Source organism: Paraflavitalea pollutisoli (assembly GCF_029360705.1).
In the GTDB taxonomy this organism is placed as follows: Bacteria; Bacteroidota; Bacteroidia; order Chitinophagales; family Chitinophagaceae; genus Paraflavitalea; species Paraflavitalea pollutisoli.
On record NZ_JARKMX010000008.1, the window covers coordinates 3906845 to 3932253 of the forward strand.

The following is a 25409-nucleotide window of genomic DNA, read 5'->3' on the forward strand; positions in this document are numbered from 1 at the left end:
ATGTTATGCCCGGATATTACCGGCTGCAAGCTGCTCTTACAATCCCTGAATAAATGCGGTGAGCGACTCGCCTTCACCCAGATTCAGTTTCTTCTTGAGGCGATAACGGGCAACTCGTAAACTATCCTGCGAGATGCCCAACAGGGTGGCTATATCACCCGAACTGAGGTTCATCCGCAGCAGGGCCACCAACCTCAATTCGGCGGGGGTGAGGTTGTCGGCATGTTGCTTCAGGTTGGTAAAAAAGGTCTGGTGTACCTGGTCGAAAATGGCGCGAAAATCATCCCAATAATTATCCTGACTGAAATTGAGGCTGATCTTCTGGACCAGTTGCCGGATCTGTTTTTTCTGGTCTCTCTTTTCGTCGTCGACGATCTCCTGCAGTTTGCTGCGCAATTCTTCGAGTAACTGGTTCTTCTGTACCAGGTGTAGGGTATGGGCCGAGAGTTCGTTGCTACGCACCTCCAGGGTCGTTTTCAGCTTTTCTTCTTCCAGCTGCTTGTTCTTCAGCTCCGCCTGCATCAGCTCCCGGCTCTTTTCATAGATATCTTTGTTTTGCTCATTGAGCGCTTTTTCATTGTGGATACGCAGACGCTGCCGGCTGATCACGACTACGCCCAACACCACCAACAGGGCCACCACGAGCGCCGCCGCGATGGCCAGGATCACATTGATCCGCTTTTGCGAGGTCAGGCTGACCAGTTCACTGTTCTTCTTCTCCACTTCAAAGACCGTTTCCAGGAACGCGATCTGCTGGTTGTTGGCCGCTGCATAGATCTTTTCGATCAGGCTGCGTGACTGTTCATTATATATATAGGCGCTATCGAATTGCTGGAGGAGCTCAAAGCCACGGGCCATGTCCCGGCAGGCACTGGCCAGCTGGTATTGCGATTGGGTTTGCGCGGCCAGTTGCAAAGCCTGGCGGGTCAGCACCAATCCTTCCCGGTAGTGCCCCGTTTTGCGATCTACGTCGCCCAGGTTGTTGAGGATCTCGATCTGTGCAATGGAGTTGTTGCTTTGGCGATTGATGGACAGAGCCTTTTCAAAACAAAGGCGGGCAGAGTCATAGCGGGCCCTGTCTTCCAGGATACTGCCCATGTTCTCGAAAATCTTGGCCATCCCGGCGCTATCGCTCAACTGGTGATAGAGCCCCAGTGCCTTCTGCTGGTATTGATAAGCCGTATCGTACAGCAGTTTTTTCTCGTACCAGTGCCCCATATTGCCATAGGTCAGGCCCTGGCCTTTGATATCCTTCCGTTCTATATTGATCTGCAGTGCTTCGGCAAATTGCTGGCCTGCCAATGCTACCTGTTTGTTGGAATAGTACACGGTACCCAGGTAATTCAGCGTGGTGGCCAGCCGGTTCAGTTCGTTGATGGAACGGAATATCTTTTCAGCTTGCAGCAGGTGGTCGACCGACTGAGCGAAATTACTGTAATTATAAAAAACCTGGCCGATCTGCTGCAGACAAATCCCTTCCACGAGCGGATCGTTCTTTTCGCGAGCTAGTACTACCAGGTCTTTGAGCACGATGTACGCAGAGTCGGGTTGACGACTGGCTAATTGCTGTGTATGTTCCAACGTAAACAACCATTGTTGCTGTTGTGCTTTCAACGGCAGTACGCCCATCAATAACATCACTGTCGACAGTAAGGGAGGGAGCACCGGGCGATAAATACGGGCAGCATACATAGTCACCATACAATTCAGGGCGCTAAAGTAAGCCCGGCTATGCAGCTTTACGATTCCTTAACACAAAGATAATACCCTGTACACGGGGCTGCATGAACGACGAGGTCATCCCGGCATATACCTCCTGTCGGTGATGCGTACGCATTCATTCCGTGAAATGTACCCGGAGTTGGCATCGGTGAAAAGTCGTTTACTGGTGCTATTAGTTTGCCTGTTGTGCGTCAACACCTACACCGGAGAATGGTTACTGTGGTTTCTTTCTGAAAAGGCCCCATAGCTGATCGTGCCAGGAGATCAGGCTACCGATGAGGAAGTTCTCTTTGAGATTGTTCTTGATGCTGCTGCGCATGATGCGTACCACCACATCCCTTTCCACCTCCCCTACCTCTTTTACACGCAGCAGGAACTCGAGTGAGATAAAGGCTAGCACGGCGCCAATAAGGAACAGGAAGTTCATATCATGGAGTGACACGAGGTGCAATATTTTTTCGGACCGGGGGCCTGTCCATTCGGCGTTGATGATCAAGGCACGATCACCAAAATAATCGGCGAGGATACCACCCACCAACGGCGCCAGCGAGGAGAATACGGCCGTGATGATATTTTTGGTCGACAGGTAGATGATGGAATGTTCCCGAGGCGCCAGTTTGAGCCCAATATTGGTCAGCGACAAGTTGATGCCGGCTGTAGCGATACCCGTGAAAATATGAATGAGTACCAGCAGCCCGAGGTTAACGGCAAACCGCGAATAGATACCCACGAAGCACCAGCCGATGATACAGAGAATATATACCGGTGCGGCAATAGCGAGAATGGTCTTGTTGCTGTACCTGTCCGAAAAACGGCCCCACATCCGGATCGTGAGTATACTGGCGAGCTGGCTCACGACTGTCAGTCCGATGACGTAAGTCATTGACAGGTTGAGGTGCTTGAGCATGTACACTGTAAAAAACGGGATCGCAATGTTCAGGGCAAATACCCAGGCCGAGTTGAAGAGCAGCAGCTTGCGGAAATTACCATCCTGCAAGGGGCGCTTGAACATGCGAAAGATATTTTCGCGTGGCATGAAGAAGGTAGGTTCCGGTACTTTGGACAGCACAAACGCACCAAAGATGCCCATGCACCCCGCGATGATAAACATCACCGAATAGGTGGTGAGCTCATAAAACGGGTAGTTATCTTTTATATAGTCGATGAGAAAGGCCAGGCAAAGGCTCAGTACGACATTCAATATTTGCATGTTGCCGCTGCGCCGGGAGAAATAAGTACCCAATTGCTTTTCGGGAACCAGGTCTTTCATCCATGAGTTCCAGCTAAGCCCGGCAATGGAAGCAAAAAAATAGTAGAAGAAAAGAAAAATGATGAGCAACCGGATCGACCCTTCGGCAAAAAACGGTAATACCCCTACTATGACGAGGGGAAAGCGGGCGAGCAGGGAGCAGGTGACGCTGATGGCGCGCCGGTTATTGTACCGCTGTACCAACCAGATGGAAAACAACTGGAAGATATTGGTAAAGGTGGGTAGGGCAGCTAATATACCGATCTGCAGGTTATTGGCTCCCAGCAACAGGGCCATGGCTACCAGAAAGGCACCGCCGATCAGGGTAGTCATCGATTCGGTGGCCAACCCTTCGGTCATTCCCAATTTTAAACCGGCTTGTACTTCCTGCTCGGTCAATTCGTTCTTCGGCCTTACATCCATAGCGATTATCCGTTCTATACAATGACCAAAAATACAACAACGCGTCCGTACGCTGTTTAAACACAGACGCTTTTCATGGGCAAGCAGCCTGACAAGCCACCAGGGCTGCCACTTCGTAATGCAAAATAAGTGCCTGCCTTTTTCAGACAGTCATTTATTGGATCCGGCTGCCAGCGGCCAGCCATGCGCAGCATAAATCTGTACAACTTATGCAAACGTATGCATATGCGGATAACTGGTCCGTTAGTAGTGGGCGACTAAAACGGTTCTTGGTTATTTTCATTTTTTTCATTTACCTTGTACATACGATTCGAAACTACTGCATTGCCCAACCATATGGATTACAAAGTTTTTGACGACGAGCTGCTGCTTAAATTGCTTAAGACAGGTGACGGAGTCGCCCTGGAAGAGATTTATAAGCGGCATAGTGAGTCGGTTTACCTCGCAGCCTTCCGCAAAGTGCGTTCGAAAGAAGTGGCGGAAGAGCTGGTACAGAATATCTTCATCAGCCTTTGGGCCAAACGGGAACAGGCTCAAATCGGCAAACTGGACGCCTATCTGCATACTGCCGTCCGCTACCAGGTCATTGATTATATACGCTCCAAAATATTGCGCGAACGCTATTCGCAGTTTATCAGGGACCAGCTACAGGTAGACGAAAGCGCTTCTGAATCAAAGCTTTTGTTACAGGAATTGAGTGTTGCCATCGACAACACCATCAAAAAACTTCCACAAAAAACACAGGAGATCTTCCGCCTCAGCCGCTATGAACACCGTTCGGTGAAGGAGATCGCCCAATCGATGAACCTTTCCGAAAAAGCGGTTCAATACCATGTAACTCAGTCTCTTAAATTTATGCGCCTGCACCTGCGGGACTTCATCCTGCTCAATACGGCCATCGGGGCTTTTACACGTTTTCTGCTGGACGCGCACTCCTGAGCCCCCGTATAATCCCCCACTGCCCCGCCATTATTTTTTCAAAGATTGTTTTAGGGTAGCAGGTTGCTTCACCGACAAATAGTTAGGTCATTCACCAGACGACTGATTTAACTATTTCCCATGAACCGAAGAGCTTTTTATCATCTACTGCAACGGTATTCAGACGGCACCTGTACGGAGGAAGAAAGAACACTTGTTGAACAATGGTACGAGTTGCTCGATGATGATCATGACCCTGCCGTGAGTGAGGAAGAAGTGAAATCGATCGTCGACCGGTTATGGCCTGTCATCAAAGAGAAAACACTGCCACTACCTGCAGATGCACCGGCACCCCGGGTATGGAAAATGCCAGCCCTGGTAAGATGGTCTGCCGCAGCCGCCGCCATTGTCGTGATCGGCTTGAGCCTATACTGGTTGATGCAGCCCGGCAAAGGACTTCAATCCGGAGAAGATGGCACCCTGACCCCACAACTATCCCGTAAGGTCAATACCCGGTCGATTCCAGACACGGTATTACTCGCCGACCGCAGCCGCGTCATTCTCGAGCCGGGCGCCAGGTTATACTATCCCGATAGCTTTTCGGTGGGTAAAAGAGAAGTCTACCTCGAAGGCAATGCCTTCTTCGAGGTAACCAAGAACCCGCAGGCTCCCTTTTATGTATACAGCAACAACATTGTGACACAGGTATTGGGTACGAGCTTCTTTGTAAAGACGGATGCCGCCACCAACAATGTAGAAGTATCGGTAAGGACGGGTAAAGTCGCCGTGTATGAAAAGGAATTGCCCACTGGTGATCGTATTCAGCCTTCCCCTGCCGGCGTCATTCTGAAGCCCAACCAGAAAGTGATCTACACCCGCAACAACGGTCATTTCCGCACCATGCTGGTCGATCTGCCACTGCCGGTGAGCCTGGCCAACCAACAGGAAGAGACGGTGACGGAACTGAACTTCGTATTCGAAGAAACGGCCCTGTCACGGGTACTGGCGCAACTGGAATCAGCCTATCATATAGAGATCATTACCGAAAACGAGGCGCTGGGAAAAGCCCTGTTCTCGGGCGATATAAAAGGACAAAACCTATTCGATCAACTGGAAATCGTTTGCCAGGCCGTACAGGCTACCTATGAAGTACGCGGTACCCGCATACTGGTTAAGGGAGATTCAGACAACAATTGATAACAGCTAATATAAACACCATCCACTAACCAAAACTAAGCGTATATGAAACTCTCCAATTACAGCACTTAACCGCGCACAGCCATAAAAAAATAAAAGCTGACAATGCTACCAACATTGCCAGCCGGGCATCCGCCAGGAGGCGGATACATTATTGTCGTGCCTTGAAATTCAGCGAACAATAACAATCAAATTTATGAAAAAACAACGACTTGTTGCCTTAACTGCCATTGCAATGAGAATAGCATTCATACAGGTTTTCCTGGTCTTTTTTCTGACTTCCATGGCTTACGATCATCACGCTGATGCACAAGGAGTAATGGACAGAGTAGTGACCCTTTCTGTAGATAAAGGACAACTGAAAGATGTATTCAACACTTTGAGATACCAGACAGGAGCACGTTTTGTGTTCAGCTCCAGGACCATCGAAGCCAACCAGATCGTCACCATCAAAGCCAGGGACAAAAAACTGGGAGAAGTGCTCGAAGAGCTGCTGCTCCCCTTCGGCGTCAGTTTTAAGATCGTCAAAGACCGCATCGTCCTCTTCAGGCCCCGGGGGGCCAATGAATTCTCGGGTAACCTCACCGATGAGAATGAACCATTGGAGGTGCTGGAAGGTCTCGAAAAAGAGATCAAGGGTACCATCATCGACGACAAAGGCGTAGCCCTGTCGGGCGTCAGTGTTGTCGTAAAAGGAACCATCCAGGGCGTCAATACCGATGCCAATGGGGCCTTTACGATCAAGGTACCAGACGACGCTACTACACTGGTCATTTCTTACATTGGCTATCAACAACTGGAGGTGGATATTTCCGGTAAAACCAGCGTATCGGTCACCATGACGCCTATCGCCGGCCAACTCAGTGATGTGGTGGTGGTGGGTTATGGTACCCAAAAGCGGGTTACCGTAACCGGTGCCGTAGCACAGGTAAAGGGGTCGGACCTGGCCAAGGCGCCAACCGTCAACCTGTCCAACGCACTCGCTGGCCGCCTGCCAGGTGTTACCGCGATTCAGGCTACCGGTGAACCAGGGTATGATGGATCTACCATCCGCATCCGCGGTTCCAATACGCCCAACAACAGTGGCGCCCTTATCGTTATCGACGGGGTACCCGACCGTGCGGGTGGTTTGGAAAGGTTGAACCCGTCAGACATTGAAAGTATGTCTATCCTGAAAGATGCTGCCGCTGCTATCTACGGATCGCGCGGGGGTAATGGTGTGATCCTGATCACCACCAAACGTGGTAAAACGGGCAAACCGCTGCTCTCGTACGACTTCAACCAGGGTTGGTCACAGGCTACCCGTCTTCCTAAAATGTCGGATGCCGTTGAATATACTACCATCATCAATGAGCTGCTGTTATTCGATGCCGGCCTGCCCTCCAATCTCTGGAAAGATGCCTGGACAGCGCTGAAAACAACGGGTTCCTACACCAAACCCGATGGCAGCAAGCTCACCGCTACCTACCAACCCGATGTGATTCAGAAGCATGCTGATGGATCGGATATCTGGCGTTATCCCAATACCGACTGGTTTGGTACTACACTCAAGAACTGGTCGCCCCAATCACGGCACAACCTGCAGATATCCGGTGGTTCTGAAACGGTGAAATACCTGGCCTCGCTCGGGTACAACAACCAGGATGGCTACTACAAGAATTCGGCTACCGGTTACAAGCAATTCGATATGCGGCTCAACCTCGATGCCAAGGTCAACAAGTATATCTCGACCAGCATTGGATTGACAGCCCGCGAGGAATCACGCTTCTTCCCCACCAAGGGAGCACAGCCCATTTTCCGGATGCTGATGCGCGGCAAGCCCATCGAACCGGAAGTATGGCCCAATGGCTTGCCCGGACCTGATATCGAGAATGGAGAGAACCCCATCGTGATCACCACCAACGCTACCGGATACGATAAAGACAAACGCGATTACATTCAAACCAATGGCCGCGTGGAGATATTGATACCCGGTGTGCAGGGCCTGAAACTGACCGGTTTCGCTTCCCTGGATAAATACACCCGCCGTACCAAGCGTTGGGAAACGCCCTGGTACCTGTACAACTGGGATAAGAAATCGTACGAGGCGGATGGTGTCACTCCTAAACTGGACAAATACCTGCGTTCTACCTTTACTGATCCACGCCTGACCGAGTCGCAGGAAGATCAGCTCAACATCACACTGAACGCCTTCCTCAACTACGACCGCACGTTTGGCGATCACACCATCAACCTGCTGGCCGCCATCACGCGCGAGACGATCGAGAACCAGAACTTCAATGCGTTCCGTCGCAACTACATCTCTCCTTCAATCGACCAGTTGTTTGCCGGTGGTGATGATGCACAAAAGAACAACAATGGTGGCGCCTTCGAACGTGCCCGTTTGAGTTATTTTGGCCGCGTCAACTACAACTACCAGGAGAAATACATTGCAGAATTCCTCTGGCGTTATGATGGTTCTTATATGTTCCCCAAAGCCGACCGCTGGGGTTTCTTCCCGGGTATCCTCGTAGGCTGGCGCCTGTCGGAAGAGGGTTTCATGAAGCCCCTCACTTTTGTCGACAACCTAAAACTGCGGGCTTCCTGGGGTCAGATGGGTAATGACAATATCCTGTTCAACGGCGTATTACAGGAATACCGTTTCCTGTCCTTGTATGACTTCGGTTCGTACGTAGCCGGCAACAGCGTATTGAAGACATTGCGTGAAAGCAGTGTACCCAACCCCTTGTATACCTGGGAGGTGGCCAACAATGCCAACGTAGGATTAGAAGCCGGATTCCTGCAAAACAAACTGAACCTCGAGTTTGATTATTTCTTAAACGTGCGTTCCAATATCCTGATGGCCAACGAGGCCCAGGTACCTGCTTCTGCCGGTATGGAGTTGCCGCCGCAAAATCTGGGCAAGGTCAAGAACAAGGGTTTTGAATTTCAACTCAGCTATAGCGACCGTATTGGCAAAGACTTCAAATACACCGTGAGCGTAAACGGTGGTTATGCCAAGAACGAGGTGGTCAAGTTACCCGAAACACCGGGCCTCAAGCCACACCAGCTATCGACAGGTCATACCTTCGGTACCAATGGCGTTGCTTACCTCGTGTATGAGTACGATGGCGTATTCGTAGATCAGGCAGACATCGACAAGAACACGATCGACTACAAAGCTGCCACCAACAAACTGCGTCCTGGCGACATGAAATTCCGCGACGTAGATGGCAATGGTGAGATCAATGGTGACGACCGGGTACGTCTCGACAAGAACCGCGATCCCTTGTTCACCGGCGGCCTCAACATCAGCCTGGGTTACAAAGGTTTCGATGCCACGATCCTCTTCCAGGGAGCTACCGGCGGTTTGTTGTTCTTCGGTACCGAGTCGGGTACGATCGGCAACTTCCTGCAATACTCTTACGATCATCGCTGGTCGGTGGAAAATCCCAGCAATGTGGATCCACGCCTGGCCAACCGGGGCAACACCTACTATTCGAGTGGTACTTTTGGCAACAACACGTACTGGCTGCGCAGCAGCAATTACCTCCGCCTGAAGAACTTTGAAGTAGGTTATAACCTTTCCGGCAAGGTCATGCAAAAGATAGGCATGAGCAATTTCCGGGTTTATGTCAACGGCATCAACCTGCTCACCTTCGACAAGATGAAGATCTGGGATCCTGAATCCACCAGTGGCAACGGACAATACTATCCGCAGGCGAGGATCCTCAACGTAGGCGCAAGAGTAACCTTTTAAAACTGTACACGATGAAGAAATTGCTTAAATACATAACACTCCCGGTAGTCGCTAGCATGCTCTTAACAGGTTGCAAACAAGAGTTTCTCGATACCAAACCGCTCGATAAAGTATCTTCTGCAGACGCCTGGAAAGACGCAGCACTGGCCGAAGCTTTCATTACCGGTATTTACGCTGGCCTCGGCCAGGGTGGTTTCGACGAACAGATGCTTTCCTCACTCAGTGATGAAACGATCTTTACCCATGCCGGTCGTAACATCAATGTGATCAACGAAGGTATTCTCAACCCCTCCAACGTAGGATGGGAAAACGTGAATTACCGTTGGGGAAAAGACGCCAGCAAAAATGATATGTATGCCAGGATCAGGCATACCAACCTGGCGCTCGAGAACCTGCGTACCGCTACTTTCGAAGATGTCAACGGATTGAAAAAAAGGTTGCAGGGGGAAACCCACTTCCTGCGCGCCTTTTACTATCACCAGCTGGTACGGTATTACGGTGCAGTACCTATCATCGATAAGTCGTATGGGCTGAATGACGACTTCTCTATTGCGCGCAATACCTGGGAAGAGTGCGTAAACTTTATCATCAAAGATTGCGATAGCGCCATTACCGAACTGAAGGACATTACCATGCCCGATGGTAAGGCCAATGAGCTGGCCGCCATGGCCCTCAAATCACGCATGCTGGTGTATGCCGCCAGTGACCTGCACGATATACCTACAGCCAAAGCCAAGTCTGCTATCATTGCAGCTTTCGCCAAGCCAGAATTACTCGGCTATCCCAGTGGCAGCCGCGTTACCCGCTGGCAGGCTGCGAAGAATGCCGCCAAGGCCATCATGGACAAGGTGCCTGGCAAGGGTTACAAACTCGACCTGGTGACACCTGTATCGATCGAAGATGCCAAGAAGAACTATATCTCCCTCGCTATGGGCGGTGCCAGCAAGGCGCCCGGCATCGATGCAGAAGCCAAGAAGGAAATCCTCTTCGGACGTTTCTTTACGATGGCTCGCGAAGAAGGCGGCATGCAAATGGGTCTGTACAACGGTCCCAATGGTTACCACAACTGGGCCGGTAATACACCGATACAAGCCCTGGTGGATGATTATGAAATGATGGATGGAACCCGCTTCGATTGGAACAATACTGCGCAGAAAGAGTTTCCTTACAAGAACCGTGACCCCCGCATGTATGCTTCCGTCATGTTTGACGGTGCCGATTGGAAGCCACGGGACAAAGCTTCCGGCAATGTAGACCCTGCCAGCCAGATCCAGACCGGTCGTTATGATATGGGGGGCGGTGTGTTACAATCGGGCCTCGACACGCGCGCCAGCACCATTGAAGACTGGAACGGTTCCTGGACGGGTTATTACATGCGCAAGTTCATCGATCCCGATCCTGCGATCGTCGACAACAACACCCGCCAGGTCATTCCCTGGCCCTTCTTCCGGTATACGGAAGTGGTGTTCAATTACATCGAAGCCTGTATAGCTCTTGGAGAAGAAGGGGAAGCAAAAACCTGGCTCAACAGGATTCGCGCCCGTGCCGGTATGCCTGCCGTGAACGAATCAGGCGCCGCGCTGGTGGCACGCTACCAGAATGAGCGCCGGGTAGAAATGGTGTTCGAAGACCAGCGCTACCACGATGCCCGACGCTGGATGATCGCACCTGCTACCCTAGGCCGCAAAACCGTGTACATGGATGTGGTGGCCATGCTGAAACCAGGCGCTACCGCTCCCAAACCTTACAAGTACGATGAAACCAAGTATAACTATACCTACAAACCCACAGAGGTCAACTCGCTGGAAAACCGGCGTTGGGACGACAAGATGTACTTCCGGCCGATCAGCATTACAGAAATGAATACCAATACCAAACTGGTACAGAATCCGGGATATTGATAACACAGGGGCCTGCCGTCAACAGGCCCCACCCTGTGATACCAACCTATCAGGCCGACAAGGCCGCCATTAAACCCACCTATCCATAAACCAGATCTTCGTTTGGTGTTTTTGTTATCGTTTACCACGTCAGGTCGCTTAAAAGGCGGCCTGACTTATTTTAAAGAATTCAGTACATTCAAGTACCAAAACCTGCTAACATTGCTCCTGAACAATAACAGCCTTCGCCTGCTTGCCATCGTAGCGATACTGGCAACCAGCTGCACCAGCAACGATGCCGCCAAAGAAAATGCGACTACTTCAGCTGCACCGCCACGATTTACTCTGCTGCCGCCAGAACAAACGCATGTACAATTTTCCAACAACCTCACGGAAGCACTCAATACCAATATTCTGATGTACGAGTACTTCTACAATGGTGGGGGCGTTGCTGCCGGCGATCTCAACGGTGATGGTTTGGCAGATCTGTATTTCACTGGCAACATGACCAGCAACCAACTATACCTGAACAAAGGACAGTTTGCCTTTGATGACATTACCCTCGCCGCCGGTGTAGCCGGCCGTCCCGGCCCCTGGAAAACGGGCATTACGATGGCCGATGTAAATGGCGACGGAAAGCTGGATCTGTATCTGTGTTATTCCGGCAAAGTTCGACCTGAAAAGAGAAAGAATGAGCTCTATATCAACCAGGGCAACAATGCACAGGGCGTCCCTACCTTTCTGGAGCAGGGAGCGCAATACGGCCTGGCCGACACAGGCTTCAGCACCCAAGGTTATTTCTTCGACTTTGACCGTGACCATGACCTCGATCTCTTCCTGCTCAACCACAACCCCGATAACCTGCCCGTGCTCGACGAAGCCAGAACAGCTGTCGTGCTCGCCAAAGAAGATGCTGCCTGTGGTGTACGCCTGTTTCGCAATGACAACAATCATTTCACCGACATTACCCGGCAGGCAGGTATCAGCAGTTCTGCGCTGACTTATGGACTGGGTGCCGGCATTGCCGATCTCAATGGTGATGGATGGCCCGATATCTATGTCTCAAACGATTATGCCGTGCCCGACTATCTCTACATCAACAACGGCAATGGCACTTTCACCGATCAGCTTGCCCAAAGCATTGGCCACAGCAGTCAATTCTCGATGGGTAATGATATTGCCGATGTCAACAACGACGGCCTGCCCGATATCTTCACCCTCGACATGCTACCCGAAGACAACCACCGACAGAAATTACTTTTTGCGCCCGACAACTATGAGAAGTTTGACCTGAACCTACGGTCAGGGTTTCACTACCAGTACATGCGCAATATGCTACAGCTGAACAATGGCACTACGCCAGGTACCCATCTGCAAAGCGGTAACAAAAGATCCATCAGCTTCCGTGAAACAGCGCAGCAGGCCGGCGTGTCCAACACCGACTGGAGCTGGGCACCCTTGTTGGCCGACTACGACAACGATGGCTGGAAGGACCTCTTCGTCACCAATGGCTACCTGCGCGATTTCACCAATATGGATTTCATCAAGTACATGAATGATTACCTGCAAGGCAAAGGCAGGTTGCAGCGGGAAGACGTGCTTGACCTCGTACACCAGATCCCCTCCTCCAACCTTACCAACTATGTATTTGCCAACAACGGTGATGGAAACTTCACCAATAAAACGCAGGCCTGGGGCATCACCAAAAGCTCCAACAGCAATGGCGCAGCGTATGCAGACCTCGACAACGACGGTGACCTCGACCTCGTGATCAACAACATCAATGAGCCTGCCTTCCTGTACCGCAATGAAACCAATGGCACCCAACACTACCTGCAGGTAAAACTCAAAGGCGCCGGAGGCAACACGCAGGGTCTGGGGGCCAGGCTCACGCTCTACCACCAGGGACAGCAACAATTGCTGGAACAAATGCCCACCCGGGGATACCTGTCGACGGTATCAACCGTTCTACATGCTGGTCTCGGCAAGACGAACTCGATCGACTCGCTGCGCATCACCTGGCTCGGTGGCCAGGAGCAGGTGCTGAGGCAGGTTAAAGCCGACCAGGTTGTGCCCCTTGACGAAAAAGACTCCCGGCCTGCAACACGACAAGCGCCTATACCAGCTCCCTTCTTCCGGGAAACGACCTCCCCTGTTCAGCAATCGTATGCCACTAATACCATCAACGATTTCAAGCGCCAACCCCTGTTGGTGAATCCACAATCCTTCAATACTCCCTGCCTGGTAAAAGGCGATGTAAATGGCGACGGCCTGGAAGATATATACGCGGGTGCCAGTGGTGGACAAGCTGCCAGGCTGTACCTGCAGCAACCAGGTGGCCGGTTTACCCGTAGCCAGCAATCCGCCTTCGACGCCGACAAAAACCATGAAGATGCCGATGCCGTATTCTTCGATGCCAATGGCGATGGCCATATCGATCTGTATGTGGCCAGTGGCGGTTATCACCACTTCCTGCCCGACGATGGCATCCTGCAGGACCGCCTCTACCTCAACAATGGCAAAGGGCAGTTCACCAAAAGCAATGACGCATTGCCCCTCCTGCATGTCAGCAAAAGTTGCGTACGGGTGCAAGACATCAATGGAGATGGCGCCGCCGACCTGTTTGTAGGGGGGCGTGTAGTACCGGGCCGATATCCCGAAACGCCCGAAAGCTTCCTGTTGATCAATGATGGCAAAGGCCATTTTTCCAACCAGGTGGCCACCATCGCACCAGCTCTGCAAAAGGCGGGTATGATCACCGATGCTGCCTGGATCGATATGAATGGCGACAAACAGCCCGACCTTGTGATCGCCGGCGAATGGATGCCCATACAGGTTTTCATGGCAGGCAACAAACAACTGCAACCAGCTACCACCCAATACTTCGAAAAACCCTACAGTGGCTGGTGGAATAAACTGCTGATCGCCGACTTCAACAAAGACGGTCGTCCCGATATCATCGCCGGCAACAACGGTCTCAATACACAATGCCGGGTGAGCGACCAGGAGCCTGCTACCCTGTATTACAAAGATTTCGACGATAATGGCGCCATCGACCCCATCTGTTGTTTTTACATTCAAGGGAAAGAATATCCTTATGTAACCCGCGATGAACTGCTCGATCAGATGAGTATCATGCGTACGCGTTTTGTCGATTATAAAAGTTATGCAGATGCCACGATGGAAACCATCTTCACCAAAGAAGAACTGAACGGCGTCAACAAGCTGCAGGCCAATTACCTGGCCACTGCTTACTTTGCCAGCGGCACCGATGGCAAACTACACCTGCAGGCATTACCGGCAACTGTACAATCTTCGCCCATCTATACGATCACCCGGCTCGACTACGACAAGGATGGTGTAGAAGATCTTTTGTTATGCGGCAATGTCAACCGGGCCAGGCTGCGCTTTGGCAAGTCCGACGCCAACTTCGGCGTGTTGTTGCGTGGTGATGGCAAAGGACAGTTTAACTATATACCACAGCAACAATCGGGCTTTCACCTCACCGGCGATGTACGCAGCGTGCTGGCGCTGGACAAGCTGCTCCTGTTTGGCATCAATCAACAATCCCTTAAAGCTTATACAACCCGATAACCATGCTTACCCGTTTCATCCTCCTGCTGAGCATCACGCTGGGATTGGCCAGCTGCCAGCCGGCCACTACGAAGACCAGCTTTGCTTCAACGCATATCAGCCAGGTGATTACCCGCATGACGGACGTCATGATACACGACATTACCAATCCGCCGCTCGCAGCCCGCTTTTTCTCCTACGCCTGCCTCGCAGGGTATGAAGTGCTGGCGCAAAACGATAGTACGATATCTCCCTTACCTCTTATCATCAATGGATATCCAACCCTGGTGAAGCCCGATTCGCTGGCAGGCTATCATACGGAGCTGTCGGCATTGCTGGCCATGCTGGAGACCGCCAAAAAGATGCAGCCGTCAGGTAAAATGATCGGCGCCTACGAACAACAGCTATTGGATTCTTGCCGCGCCATCGGGATGTCGGAAGAAGAATTGGAAAGATCACAGCAGTATGCCGGCTGGATCAGCAAACAGGTATTGGCCTACGCCAAAGGAGATCGTTACAGCCGGATCAGCAATTTTCCACGTTACACACCGCTGAACGAACCAGGCTATTGGTTTCCTACAGCCCCTGCCTATATGCCAGCTGTAGAACCCTACTTCAATACGGTGCGTCCATTCATGCTCGACTCCGCCAGTCAGTTTATACCGCCCAGGCCCATCCCTTTCTCCACCAGCAAGCAATCTGACTTCTATGCACTGATGATGCGCAACTATACAGTCACGAAAGATATGCCGCAGGAATACCGTGTCATCGCCGCTTTCTGGGATTGCAATCCCTTTGCCGTACAGGATGGCGGCCACCTGGTGACGGGCCTGAAAAAAATATCACCCGGCGCGCATTGGCTGGGCATCACCGGTATTGCCTGCCTGCAAGAGAAAAAGAGCTTTTCTGAAAGCCTTCAGATCTACACGATGGTTTCCATGGGATTAATGGATGCCTTTATTACCTGTTGGGATGAAAAGTTTCGCAGTAACCGCATACGACCGGAATCTGCCATCCGTCAGCTGGTGGATCCGCAATGGCAGCCACTCCTGCAAACGCCTCCCTTTCCGGAATACCTGAGCGGCCACTCCGTGATCTCCTCCGCGTCGGCGACCATTCTCAGTCATTACTTTGGTAACCATTTTGGATACAAGGATAGCGTGGAAGTCAGCTATGGTTTGCCAGCGCGGTCCTTCACCTCCTTCCGGCAGGCCGCTGATGAAGCTGCCGTCAGCCGTTTTTATGGGGGTATACACTTTATGGATGCGATCGACAACGGCGTACTGCAAGGTAACAAGGTAGGCGATCAATTATTGTCGCGGGTGGCTCGTGGAAAGCAATGAACCGTAATGCAGCAGCCCCGGCCATAGGCCAGGGCTGCGATATGAAAGGTTGACCACTTCACTGGATTTTATCGCGGGACGAACAACACGGCATCGGCCACAGTAGTGCCGGCGGTGCCCCCTGACTGCAACTGCACGGAAGCTTTGCTGCCGGCAGGCAGCTTATACGTACCGATCTTCACCCATTCACCGGAAGTTTGTCCGGCCACCTGGATAGCAGAAGGCTGAATGTTGGCTGAATGTTTCTTCGTGCCGTCAAAAATCTCCAGGGGAATGTTCTCCGTCGGTGTCTTGACTTTGGGCAAGTAAACATACAGCTCGTAATTACCCGCTTTTTGAATAGTTGGTTTGAAGGTAATGGAAGCCACCGCTTCCTGCGTCACCAGCATGGAGGCGCCATAACCATTGTGTTCCTTTTTCCAGGTGCCACTGGTTGTTACCTGGGCAGCGTCGTCATTGTCGACAACGATCTCTGGCGTGGAACCATTGACCAGGGGATCGCGTTGCAAACGTGCTTGTAACCGGGTGATGTCGATGTCCTGGATCGATTGCTTGCCATCGATCGCCATCGTAGCTGCCAGCGCCGCACTTTGTCCCAGCACCATAAATACCGGTTCCATACGAATAGAACCATAAGCGATGTGCGTGGCCGACAAACATACCGGCACAAGCAGGTTCTTACATTCCTCGGGCTTTGGCACAATGGAGCGATAAGCAATAGGGTACGGACCAAAACCTCCTATCTGCACATCGCCTTCATTCTTCACCATACCATTTACGACCAGGCGCTGTGTATTGTGTGAATCCATCGTATAAGCAGCCATGCCCACACCATCCTTCACCACTTCTTTGCCCACGCAATTGGCTTGTGTCATCACATACTGACCAATCATGCGGCGTGCTTCGCGGATGTACAGCTGGGGCGACCAATGTCCCGTTTTCACATACTCATCTTTCGGATATCCCCACTTCAGCATCATATTGCGCAGGTGCTCGGGCATCCTGGGGTCGTGCCCGATGAAATACAACAATCCTTTATTATAGGCTTCATGGTCGCTGATGATCTTGCGGCGGGCTGCATAGTCGGCCTCCGCATAGTCATAGTTCATGCCGATCATGTCGGTAGAAAAAGCATTGTTGTTGTTGATGTCCGTTTTGTGGTTGGGCATCAGGTCAAACTTGAGAAAGCCCCACAGGTCACCCACTGGTTTCTTGGCCAACAAGCGCAACAGCAGTTCATATTTGGAAGCATCATATCCTTCCGGCTGCGTGATGGGCACCATATTCTGTGGATCATTGCTCAGGCAGATTCGGTAATTATAAGCCTGTAGTTTTTTATCGCCCGAGCCACGCTCAGCCAGCGTACCATTGCTGATACCCCACAACAATCCACTTTCGGGTTTACCGGGTTCTTTGTAAGGGTCGATACCATCCGGGAACTGGTGATGCTCCAACAGCTGTACCCCGTTGTAGGTTTCGTTATACATACTGTTGGCTTCACGACCTACAAAGTACTTGACCCCGGCTTTCGCCATCAGGTCACCTTCGTACGTACAGTCGATAAACATCTTCGCTTTGACCGTTCTACGCTTTTGCGGTGCGGGCGCCAGCGGATCATTGACCTCGATCTCGCGAATCTCGCCGCCTTCTTTTTTTACGTTGTACAAAGCGCTATTGTAGATCACCGGCACTTTACCTTCTTTAATATACTGTTGAAAAGTTTGTTCTGCCACGGAAGGTTCAAAGATCCAGGACTCGAACTTACCGTAATGACGACCAATGCGGCGATAGAAATCCAGGGCAAGGCCAGTCACCGCATATTTATTACCTATATCAGTAAACCCGAGGCCGCCGGAGCTAAGCCCGCCCAGTCGTTCGCCGGGCTCGACGATCACGACAGACTTACCTGCTCTCTTAGCGGTATACGCCGCAATGACGCCAGCGGAGTTACCCCCGTAGACACAAATATCTACGGATTGTGTGGTTTGCGCGAAGGAACTGAAGACAACACTGAAGCAGCAAAAAAAGGAGAAACGTTTAATGGACATACAGCAATACAATTTTAGTAGATAGCAATACTTTTTTGACTTCTTAGTAGCCAGGATTCTGATCTTTTATCGGATCGATGGCATGATTGTAATTTAATTCATTCACTGGAATTGGCCACAAAAGATGTTTATCGGCAACCGTTTTTCCCTTGGCAGCGAATACCACCTGCTTTACAATGCCCAACCTCTTCAGATCGAGCCAACGCTTGCCTTCATAACAGGTTTCGTATAATCGCTCCCGTACTACGAGGTCGAGAAAAGAGGACATGGAATTATAATCAGACAACTTAAAATCGACAGCCGCATTTGCCACTGAAGGATTTGCGCCATAGGCCCGGCGACGGATCATGTTGAGCTTTTCCATCGCATCGGCAGTGGGGCCGTTGGCAGCCCGGTTGGCAGCCTCTGCGTAGATCAGCAACAGGTCGGCATAACGATACAAAGGATAGTCGTTGCCGGCATTGCTTTGGCCGGTAGCCTTGAGGTCGCGGAACTTGCGGTTGAGGATGGTGGTATTACCGAGACCGAACGTTTTGGGATACCAATTATAGACATAGCGCAGATCAGCACGATCCCAGTTCTTCATCACGGGTATCACGTCCGAATCGCTGTAGTTGGTATAGAAACCACCAGGCGGAAAATAACCGGAACCGGGATAATGTGCATACATCACATAGTGAAAACCCATATTGTTACCGAGGCGTGAGAACTTGAGGTAAAAGATCTCCTCGGGCGTGGTAACCACATCGGCACCAAAGATGCGTTCAAAATCATCGGCCACCGTAACATTCACTAGAGAGTGCTTGCCCGACAAAATAACTTCATTCGCTTTATCCCGCGCCTCGACCCACTTGCCCAGGTTGAGGTATACATCGGCCAGCAGGGTCTTGGCCGACCATTTGGAAGGAGCACCCACAAGGCGAGCAACGTCTGGCAGGTTGGTTTCCGCATCCAGCAAATCAGCTACAATGAAGGCATACACCTCCTCGATCGTGTTGCGCTTCAGATCAACGTCCAGCATATTCTTTTCCGTACGCAAGGGCACACCACCCCAGTTGCGCACCATGTGAAAATAATTGAGCGCCCGCATGAACTTCGCCTCTCCCACAAACTTTGCCACATCGGCCGGAGAGATCTTGGTTCCTTCGGGGGCGCGTTTGATGATGATGTTGGCATTCCTTATTGACTGGTAAAAAGCCTTCCACATATCCCCTACCCGCGTCACGTTGGTATTATCCAGCCCGGCATAGTCATTCAAAGGCGCATGGCTTCCGCGGCCATACATATAGTCGGCATAACATTCCAGCTGGATGGTATACAGTCCACCCAGGCTACTCACGCCTTTCAAAGGGTTGTACATGGCATTGGCGCCTGCCGCCACTTCTGCGGGCGTATTATAAAATGTTTCTTCTGCGATAGAATAGGGATCTTCCTGCAGGGTCTTGGAGCAGGACCCCAGGCAGAGTGATAAAGCAATCAGTTGAACAAACCGTTTCATATAAAGAGTTGAAATCGTTAAAAGTATTAGATCAGAAACCACAGCGAATGCCAAACGTCAGGGACTTGGCGGTAGGATAGGAAAAATAATCTATCCCCTGGGTGATCGAATTGCCACTACCATATACGTTCATCTCAGGATCGAGCCAGGAATAATTGGTAATCGTGATCATGTTCTGTGCACTCACATACAATTGGATATTACGTAACCATTTGGCCCGGATGCTGGTACCGGTGATGTTATAGGCCAATTGAATGTTCTTGAACCGGAGGTAAGAACCATCCTCTACAAAACGGCTGGTAATATTGCCCGGCAAGGTGCGCGTCAGCTTGGGATACTTCGCATTGGTGTTGGTGGGCGTCCAGTGGTTCGTCCACACTTCAGCAGGCATATTGAGGCCCATGCCCTGATCGAGTGTTACAGCCTTATTGAGGTTGTACACATCATTGCCCTGTGATCCCTGAATAAACAGCGACAATTCAAATCCTTTGTACCCGACGGTGGAGTTGAAGCCATAAATAAAATCAGGATTGGGGTTACCGATATATACTTTATCAGCGGCACTGATGCTGCCATTCTTGTCTACGTCATCAAACACGGGCATCCCTTTGTCATTGTAACCAATCTCCCGATAACCGTAGAAAATACCCATGGGCTGACCTTCGCGGAGGAGGTTGATCACATCGTTGATATTGCCCGTGTACAGGCTGGTGCCGAATATATCCTGTCCGCCATACAGCTTCAACACCTTGTTGCGGGTACGGGAGAAGTTGGCAGACACGTTCCACTGCACAGGTCCTTCCAGGATATTGGCATCTACGCCTACCTCAAAGCCTTTGTTCTCCACCTGTCCTACATTGCGCAGTACTGCATCGTAGCCCAGCGAAGCCGGTAATTGTACGCGATTGAGCAGGTCACTGGTTTCTTTACGGTAGTAATCGAAGGTGATCTTGATCCTGTTGTCGAGGATCCCGGCATCAAAACCAATATCCAGTTGCTTGGTCGACTCCCATTTCAAATTGCCGGGCAGGTTGGTACCGGGTGCCAGGGCGTTGTACAAGGCATCACCAAAGATGGTTTTGGAACCGAACAATTGGTTGAGTGTAGCATATGGGTTGATGGAAGGATTTCCCACTGAGCCGTAGCTAACACGCAATTTCAGGTCGGATACAAACTTCACCGGCTGGAAGAAGGCTTCGTCCGATACACGCCAGGCCAGGGCAGCGGACGGGAAATAACCCCACTTGTCGGTGAAGCGGGAAGAACCATCACCTCTGAAACTTACGGTCAACAGGTATTTGTCCAACAGCGAATAATTAACCCGGCCGAGGTACGACAACATGGCCCATTTCTCATAATAAGAGCTGGGAATGCCCGGTGTCTCTGCCAGGCCGAGGTTGTAAGACTGTGTGACGTCACTGATAAAACCGGTACCATCACCGCCAAGTGTCGTATATACATTGTCCTGGTAGGTAAAGCCGGCGGTGGCCGTGATACCGTGAATACCAAATTTAGTGGTATAGGTAGCTACGTTCTCGCTCAACAAACTGGTACGCTGATTGGAATTAGCCCGGGCATAGCCGGCATAGTTGGTGGTGGTATCGATGCGTGCGTAGTAGTCTTCCCGGTCGGTAGAACGTTCGATGCCCCCGGATATCTTAACGCTGAGCCCTTTAAAAGGCTTGATGGTAAAGGCTACATTACCCAGGATGCGGTCTGCATCGATCTTATCGGTCACATTGTCTATCGTCGTCAACGGATTATTGATGGCGTTCGATATAAAAGGGTAAGCAGTGTTCAAGCGGCGGTACGCTCCGGTCTCGGTGTAAGGAGACAAGGTGGGCGGTGCGCCGAGCATAGCGGAGATGAGGTCACTACCGCGGTTGCCACGGCCCGAGTTCTGCCGGTTGCTTTTGATCTTGACCAACGACAGGTTGGACGATACACTGAAGATCTTACTGATCTCATGGTTGATATTGGTACGCACCGAATAGCGATCGAAATCGCTGTTGCGGATAATACCGTCCTGTAGATAAGCGCCGGTAGACAGGGAGAATTGGGTTTTATCATTGCCACCGCTTACATTAAGGTTAGTAGAATAGATGGGCGCATTGCGCATGATCAGGTCCTGCCAGTTGGTGCCAGGTGCCTTCCCAAAATCAGCGATCTGCTGATCGGTGAAGTAAGGTGTTTGATTGTCGTTGCGCATCTGCTCATTGTAAAACAGCGCATATTGCTGCGCATTCATCAATTTGAGTTTATTGATCGGCTGCTGGTGCGTATAGGCAGCTTCATAATCTACGTACGTTCTGCCACCTTTCTTACCACTGCGCGTAGTGATCATCACCACACCGTTGGCACCGCGGGCACCGTAGATCGCAATGGAGGAAGCATCTTTCAACACGTCGATCGATTCGATATCGGCATTCTGCAGAAAGGTAGGATTGCCCGATACCGGGAAACCATCTACCACATACAGTGGTTCATTACCGCCGAGGATCGAATTGGTTCCCCGGATACGGACGCTAACGCTTCCGCCCGGAGAACCGTTATTCTGCAATACCTGCACACCGGTGGCGCGGCCCTGCATGGCCTGCATCACATTGGTGGTAGGAAAGGTATTTACTTCTTTGCCGCTGACCTGGGCTACCGACCCTGTAAGATCTCGTTTACGTACCGTACCATAACCCACCACTACCACTTCGTTCAGGTTACGCACTTCTTCCTGCAGGGTGATGGACAACGAGGTCCTTTTGTTGACAGCTTCTTCCAGCGGCCGGAAGCCGATATAACTGAACACCAATACAGCCGATTCATTGGATATCCGTATCGAGAAGGAGCCATCTGCCTTGGTACTCACGCCATGGTCGGTGCCTTTTTCTACGATGGTGACACCGGCAAGGGGTTGTTTTTTAGCGTCGGTCACAATACCGTTTACGGTCAGGTCTTGTTTGGGTGTCTCGGTGTCCTGCCGCCAGTTGATCTTTACCGGAACATCATCGGCAGTCAATTCATCGGGCAACTTTTCCATGACGATAATGGTATTGTTGCGTACGGCGTATTCCAATAAGGTGTTGTCGAATAAGATTTCGAGGGTGGTCAGCAACGAGCGTGAGCGCATCGGCATCGTTACCTTTTTATAGGGAGCGATCTGCGACTCTACAAAGGCGAACCGGAAAGAGGTTTGCTTTTCGATTTGGGCAAAAGCATTTTTGAGCGACTCATCGCGCAAGCCAACAGCCACCTTGGTATCCTTGAGGATTTGCGCATTGCCCGGACTGGCCACCAATAGATTGGCGGTACTCAGCAGGGTGGCAATGATGAGGCAGTTAAGTTTCATAATGAACAGCCATTTTTGTGAAACGGTCAGTCGGTAACGGGCACAAAAACGCCCATTCCTGGCAAGAAATCTCATACCTTTAGAAAGTTTTAAATGTTAGGCAATATTTAAGACCCAGGCTGCTCTAACTTCTACTTAGGGCAGCCACTTTTATCATACAGTGGTGTATTTCTTAATTTTTACATCCTTCTCCTTCCAGCCTGATCGTATGCTCATCAAGCTGTATCCATTTCGACCTGGTCAACTGCGTAAGAATATCGAGCATTTCATCCAGCTCTTTCCCGGTCACATCTACCGTAAACCGGCAGTTGCGCAGGGCTTCCTGGTCAAACAGCAAGGTGATATTGAACTGACGGTTGATGATCGCAGCCGCTTCTTCAAACCGTAGGTCATCAAATACCAGGTCACTGGTTTTCCATTGGGTCACCATCTTCACATCCGCTTTGGCCATATGCGGTGCAGTCGTTTTTTTATCGATCACCAATTGGTCACCGGCAGTCAATACACTGAGCGCTTTCTCTTCTCCCGATCGTTGCACCTGCACTTTTCCGCGCTCTACCGTGATGGCAACAAGGCTGTCCCGGTCGTACGCCCGGATATTGAAGGCAGTACCCAATACGCGGGTTACATAAGCGCCGCTATGTACTATGAAAGGTTTGGAAGGATTGTGTTGAATATCGAAAAAAGCTTCTCCCGTGAGGTATACTTCCCGTACAGAATCGCTGAATGCAGACGGGTAGTCGAGATGACTCTTCTTGTTGAGTACAACGACTGAACCATCGGGCAACGTGATGGTGCGGCGTTGATTGTCGGCCAGCAGACCAGGTTCAGAAGCAGGTCGTTGACGGGTGCCGCTGAAATACCACCAGCCAAGGGCCACACACAATAGCAGGGAGGCGGCCACCAGGGCATAGCGGATCGTGGTACGCATGCGGCGAACGGGCGGCTGGTAACTGGTTTCGTAAGGCGCTGCGCGTTGTTGTACGCGGGCAAAAACGCGGTCGAGTTCTTCCTGGGCGGGTGACGGCAGTTCTTCTTCCTGGTGCCATAGCGCCTGCAGTTCCTGGTGTACCAGGTCATTTTCAGACAGCTCGGACATGAGTTGCCAGAACTCTTCCAGTTCTTCGCGGGAACAATTGTTGGCGAGGTATTTATGAAACAGGTATTTTAAGCGAATGGGATTGGACGACATATGGCATCGTTGTTAACCATATAAGACGACGCCCGAAAGGGGGTAGTACTATTGGAGGTCCGGATATTTTTTCCGGCGCCGGTGAGTAGATACTATTTACAGTTGCATCAGGAGGCCCAGCACAATAACACCCGATACATCGTGGTGCTGGAGGAACTGGCGGATGGACTTGAGAGATTCGGCAATCGTGTTGCGGACAGTATTGCGGGACAGTTGCAGCCGCTGGGCGATCTCGTCATGGGTAAGCCCCTCTACCCGGCTCATGGAGAACACCATTTTGCGTTGGGGCGAAAGCTGGTCGATGGCCTGGTGAATGAGGTGCTGGTATTCGCTGTCGAGGAGTTTGTGATCGGCTTCCTGTTCGCGGCTGGCTTCCATTTCTTTGCGAACGAGTTTATGGAGGCGGGCGTCGCGGGCGGCCACTTTGAAAAAGTCGAGTGCTTTGTTATGGGCTACTTTTTGCAGAAATGCGTCGAGGTGGCGGATATCCTGGATGAGTTCGCGCCCTACCCACAATTTGACGAAGATATCGATGGCGATCTCTTCGGCGATCTCGCGGGCTTTGGTAACCCGGAGCAGGTAATTGAACAGCTTGCCGTAATGCTGGTCAAAAAGCAGTTTGAAGGCCTGCTCATCGCCAGCAGCAACGGCCTGTAGTAGTTGGGTAGTGTCGCTCATGTGCAATCGTTTCGTCGTTCAGGTATCGGCAATGAAATTAGCGAAGAATTTCCATGATTACCAAATCCGCCTTTGTACGGCTTGCGCCAGATCGTTTACAAGGCCCCGGCGCAGAGCTGACATTCAAGCTATTACCCTAGCACTCGCTAGAGTCAATGCTGTCTCCCTGGCGGTGGGATGCGGGCTGCGGCGGTCAATCGAAGGCAGGTTTTGGACATGCTACCACCTCTATCCTGATCGTCTGGCAGCGATTATCTTTCTTTTTCTATTTTTATTTGGAAGCAAATAACCAGGCAGTTATCTTTGCCGTCCGAAATCAAAACAGCTACTGATTTGATTTTGTGTGAGATGGGGAATTAGCTCAGTTGGCTAGAGCGCTTGCATGGCATGCAAGAGGTCACCGGTTCGACTCCGGTATTCTCCACAGCTTTAAAAGCTCCGCAGCGATGTGGGGCTTTTTTTGTTGCCCAGCGGTCAGCGGCTAACTGCGAAGACTGATCAACTCCTATAAAAAGAAAAGGCTACACAAAAATGTGAAGACTTCCATTATATTCTCTTTTTAGAACTAGTAGTCACGAAGCCACCAATCGTCTTGAGTACACTTCTTCT

General features: G+C 51.1%; 13 protein-coding genes and 1 tRNA gene. 7 read left to right on the forward strand and 7 right to left on the reverse strand.

From position 1 onward, the window contains the following. Positions 1-36 precede the first annotated feature (36 nt). Positions 37-1701, reverse strand: a complete 1665-nt coding sequence (locus tag P2W70_RS29230; protein WP_276485121.1) for a tetratricopeptide repeat protein — start codon at positions 1699-1701, stop codon at positions 37-39. 235 nt (positions 1702-1936) lie between these two features. After that, positions 1937-3394 carry an MFS transporter gene (locus tag P2W70_RS29235; protein ID WP_276485122.1) on the reverse strand — a complete coding sequence of 486 codons (1458 nt, stop codon included), beginning with the start codon at positions 3392-3394 and terminating at the stop codon, positions 1937-1939. A gap of 336 nt (positions 3395-3730) precedes the next feature. Here P2W70_RS29235 and P2W70_RS29240 point away from each other — a divergent pair, with 336 nt between their 5' ends. The 6 genes from P2W70_RS29240 (at position 3731) to P2W70_RS29265 (ending at position 16044) form a co-directional block, all read left to right on the forward strand. After that, positions 3731-4333, forward strand: a complete 603-nt coding sequence (locus P2W70_RS29240; RefSeq protein WP_276485123.1) for an RNA polymerase sigma-70 factor — start codon at positions 3731-3733, stop codon at positions 4331-4333. A 120-nt stretch (positions 4334-4453) separates the two neighbouring features. Further along, entirely contained in the window at positions 4454-5509 is a 1056-nt protein-coding gene (locus P2W70_RS29245) for a FecR family protein (RefSeq protein ID WP_276485124.1), read from the forward strand. 235 nt (positions 5510-5744) lie between these two features. Then, the gene (locus P2W70_RS29250; RefSeq protein WP_276485125.1) at positions 5745-9248 is read left to right on the forward strand and encodes a SusC/RagA family TonB-linked outer membrane protein; all 3504 of its coding nucleotides are present in this window, start codon (positions 5745-5747) and stop codon (positions 9246-9248) included. Between the two features lie 11 nt (positions 9249-9259). Further along, positions 9260-11149, forward strand: coding sequence for a RagB/SusD family nutrient uptake outer membrane protein (locus P2W70_RS29255; RefSeq protein WP_276485126.1), 1890 nt, complete (start codon positions 9260-9262; stop codon positions 11147-11149). 105 nt (positions 11150-11254) lie between these two features. Further along, on the forward strand, positions 11255-14722 hold the full coding sequence (locus P2W70_RS29260) for a VCBS repeat-containing protein (RefSeq protein WP_276485394.1): 3468 nt from the start codon (positions 11255-11257) through the stop codon (positions 14720-14722). Positions 14723-14724: 2 nt separating this feature from the next. After that, positions 14725-16044, forward strand: coding sequence for a vanadium-dependent haloperoxidase (locus P2W70_RS29265; protein WP_276485127.1), 1320 nt, complete (start codon positions 14725-14727; stop codon positions 16042-16044). Positions 16045-16112: 68 nt separating this feature from the next. Here P2W70_RS29265 and P2W70_RS29270 read toward each other — a convergent pair whose 3' ends face one another. The 5 genes from P2W70_RS29270 to P2W70_RS29290 form a co-directional block, all read right to left on the reverse strand. Further along, positions 16113-18092, reverse strand: coding sequence for an FAD-dependent oxidoreductase (locus tag P2W70_RS29270; RefSeq protein WP_276485128.1), 1980 nt, complete (start codon positions 18090-18092; stop codon positions 16113-16115). A 43-nt stretch (positions 18093-18135) separates the two neighbouring features. Continuing rightward, on the reverse strand, positions 18136-19590 hold the full coding sequence (locus P2W70_RS29275; RefSeq protein WP_276485129.1) for a RagB/SusD family nutrient uptake outer membrane protein: 1455 nt from the start codon (positions 19588-19590) through the stop codon (positions 18136-18138). A gap of 31 nt (positions 19591-19621) precedes the next feature. Next, complete coding sequence (locus P2W70_RS29280) at positions 19622-22930, reverse strand: SusC/RagA family TonB-linked outer membrane protein (RefSeq protein WP_276485130.1); 3309 nt, start codon at positions 22928-22930, stop codon at positions 19622-19624. Positions 22931-23102: 172 nt separating this feature from the next. Then, a complete protein-coding gene (locus P2W70_RS29285) occupies positions 23103-24122 on the reverse strand; it encodes a FecR family protein (protein ID WP_276485131.1) in 1020 nt (339 codons plus the stop codon). Positions 24123-24218: 96 nt separating this feature from the next. After that, positions 24219-24800 carry an RNA polymerase sigma factor gene (locus tag P2W70_RS29290; protein ID WP_276485132.1) on the reverse strand — a complete coding sequence of 194 codons (582 nt, stop codon included), beginning with the start codon at positions 24798-24800 and terminating at the stop codon, positions 24219-24221. 350 nt (positions 24801-25150) lie between these two features. Between P2W70_RS29290 and P2W70_RS29295 the strand changes: the two genes are divergently transcribed. After that, positions 25151-25224: transfer RNA gene (locus P2W70_RS29295), tRNA-Ala, on the forward strand. Positions 25225-25409: the final 185 nt, after the last annotated feature.

Bases quoted from the DNA above. Each gene is read 5' to 3' on its own strand.
- P2W70_RS29290 (WP_276485132.1), bottom strand. From the start codon at position 24,800: ATGAGCGACACTACCCAACTACTACAGGCCGTTGCTGCTGGCGATGAG.
- P2W70_RS29285 (WP_276485131.1), bottom strand. From the start codon at position 24,122: ATGTCGTCCAATCCCATTCGCTTAAAATACCTGTTTCATAAATACCTC.
- P2W70_RS29265 (WP_276485127.1), top strand. From the start codon at position 14,725: ATGCTTACCCGTTTCATCCTCCTGCTGAGCATCACGCTGGGATTGGCC.
- P2W70_RS29245 (WP_276485124.1), top strand. From the start codon at position 4,454: ATGAACCGAAGAGCTTTTTATCATCTACTGCAACGGTATTCAGACGGC.
- P2W70_RS29280 (WP_276485130.1), bottom strand. From the start codon at position 22,930: ATGAAACTTAACTGCCTCATCATTGCCACCCTGCTGAGTACCGCCAAT.
- P2W70_RS29240 (WP_276485123.1), top strand. From the start codon at position 3,731: ATGGATTACAAAGTTTTTGACGACGAGCTGCTGCTTAAATTGCTTAAG.
- P2W70_RS29270 (WP_276485128.1), bottom strand. From the start codon at position 18,092: ATGTCCATTAAACGTTTCTCCTTTTTTTGCTGCTTCAGTGTTGTCTTC.
- P2W70_RS29255 (WP_276485126.1), top strand. From the start codon at position 9,260: ATGAAGAAATTGCTTAAATACATAACACTCCCGGTAGTCGCTAGCATG.
- P2W70_RS29250 (WP_276485125.1), top strand. From the start codon at position 5,745: ATGAGAATAGCATTCATACAGGTTTTCCTGGTCTTTTTTCTGACTTCC.
- P2W70_RS29230 (WP_276485121.1), bottom strand. From the start codon at position 1,701: ATGGTGACTATGTATGCTGCCCGTATTTATCGCCCGGTGCTCCCTCCC.
- P2W70_RS29275 (WP_276485129.1), bottom strand. From the start codon at position 19,590: ATGAAACGGTTTGTTCAACTGATTGCTTTATCACTCTGCCTGGGGTCC.
- P2W70_RS29235 (WP_276485122.1), bottom strand. From the start codon at position 3,394: ATGGATGTAAGGCCGAAGAACGAATTGACCGAGCAGGAAGTACAAGCC.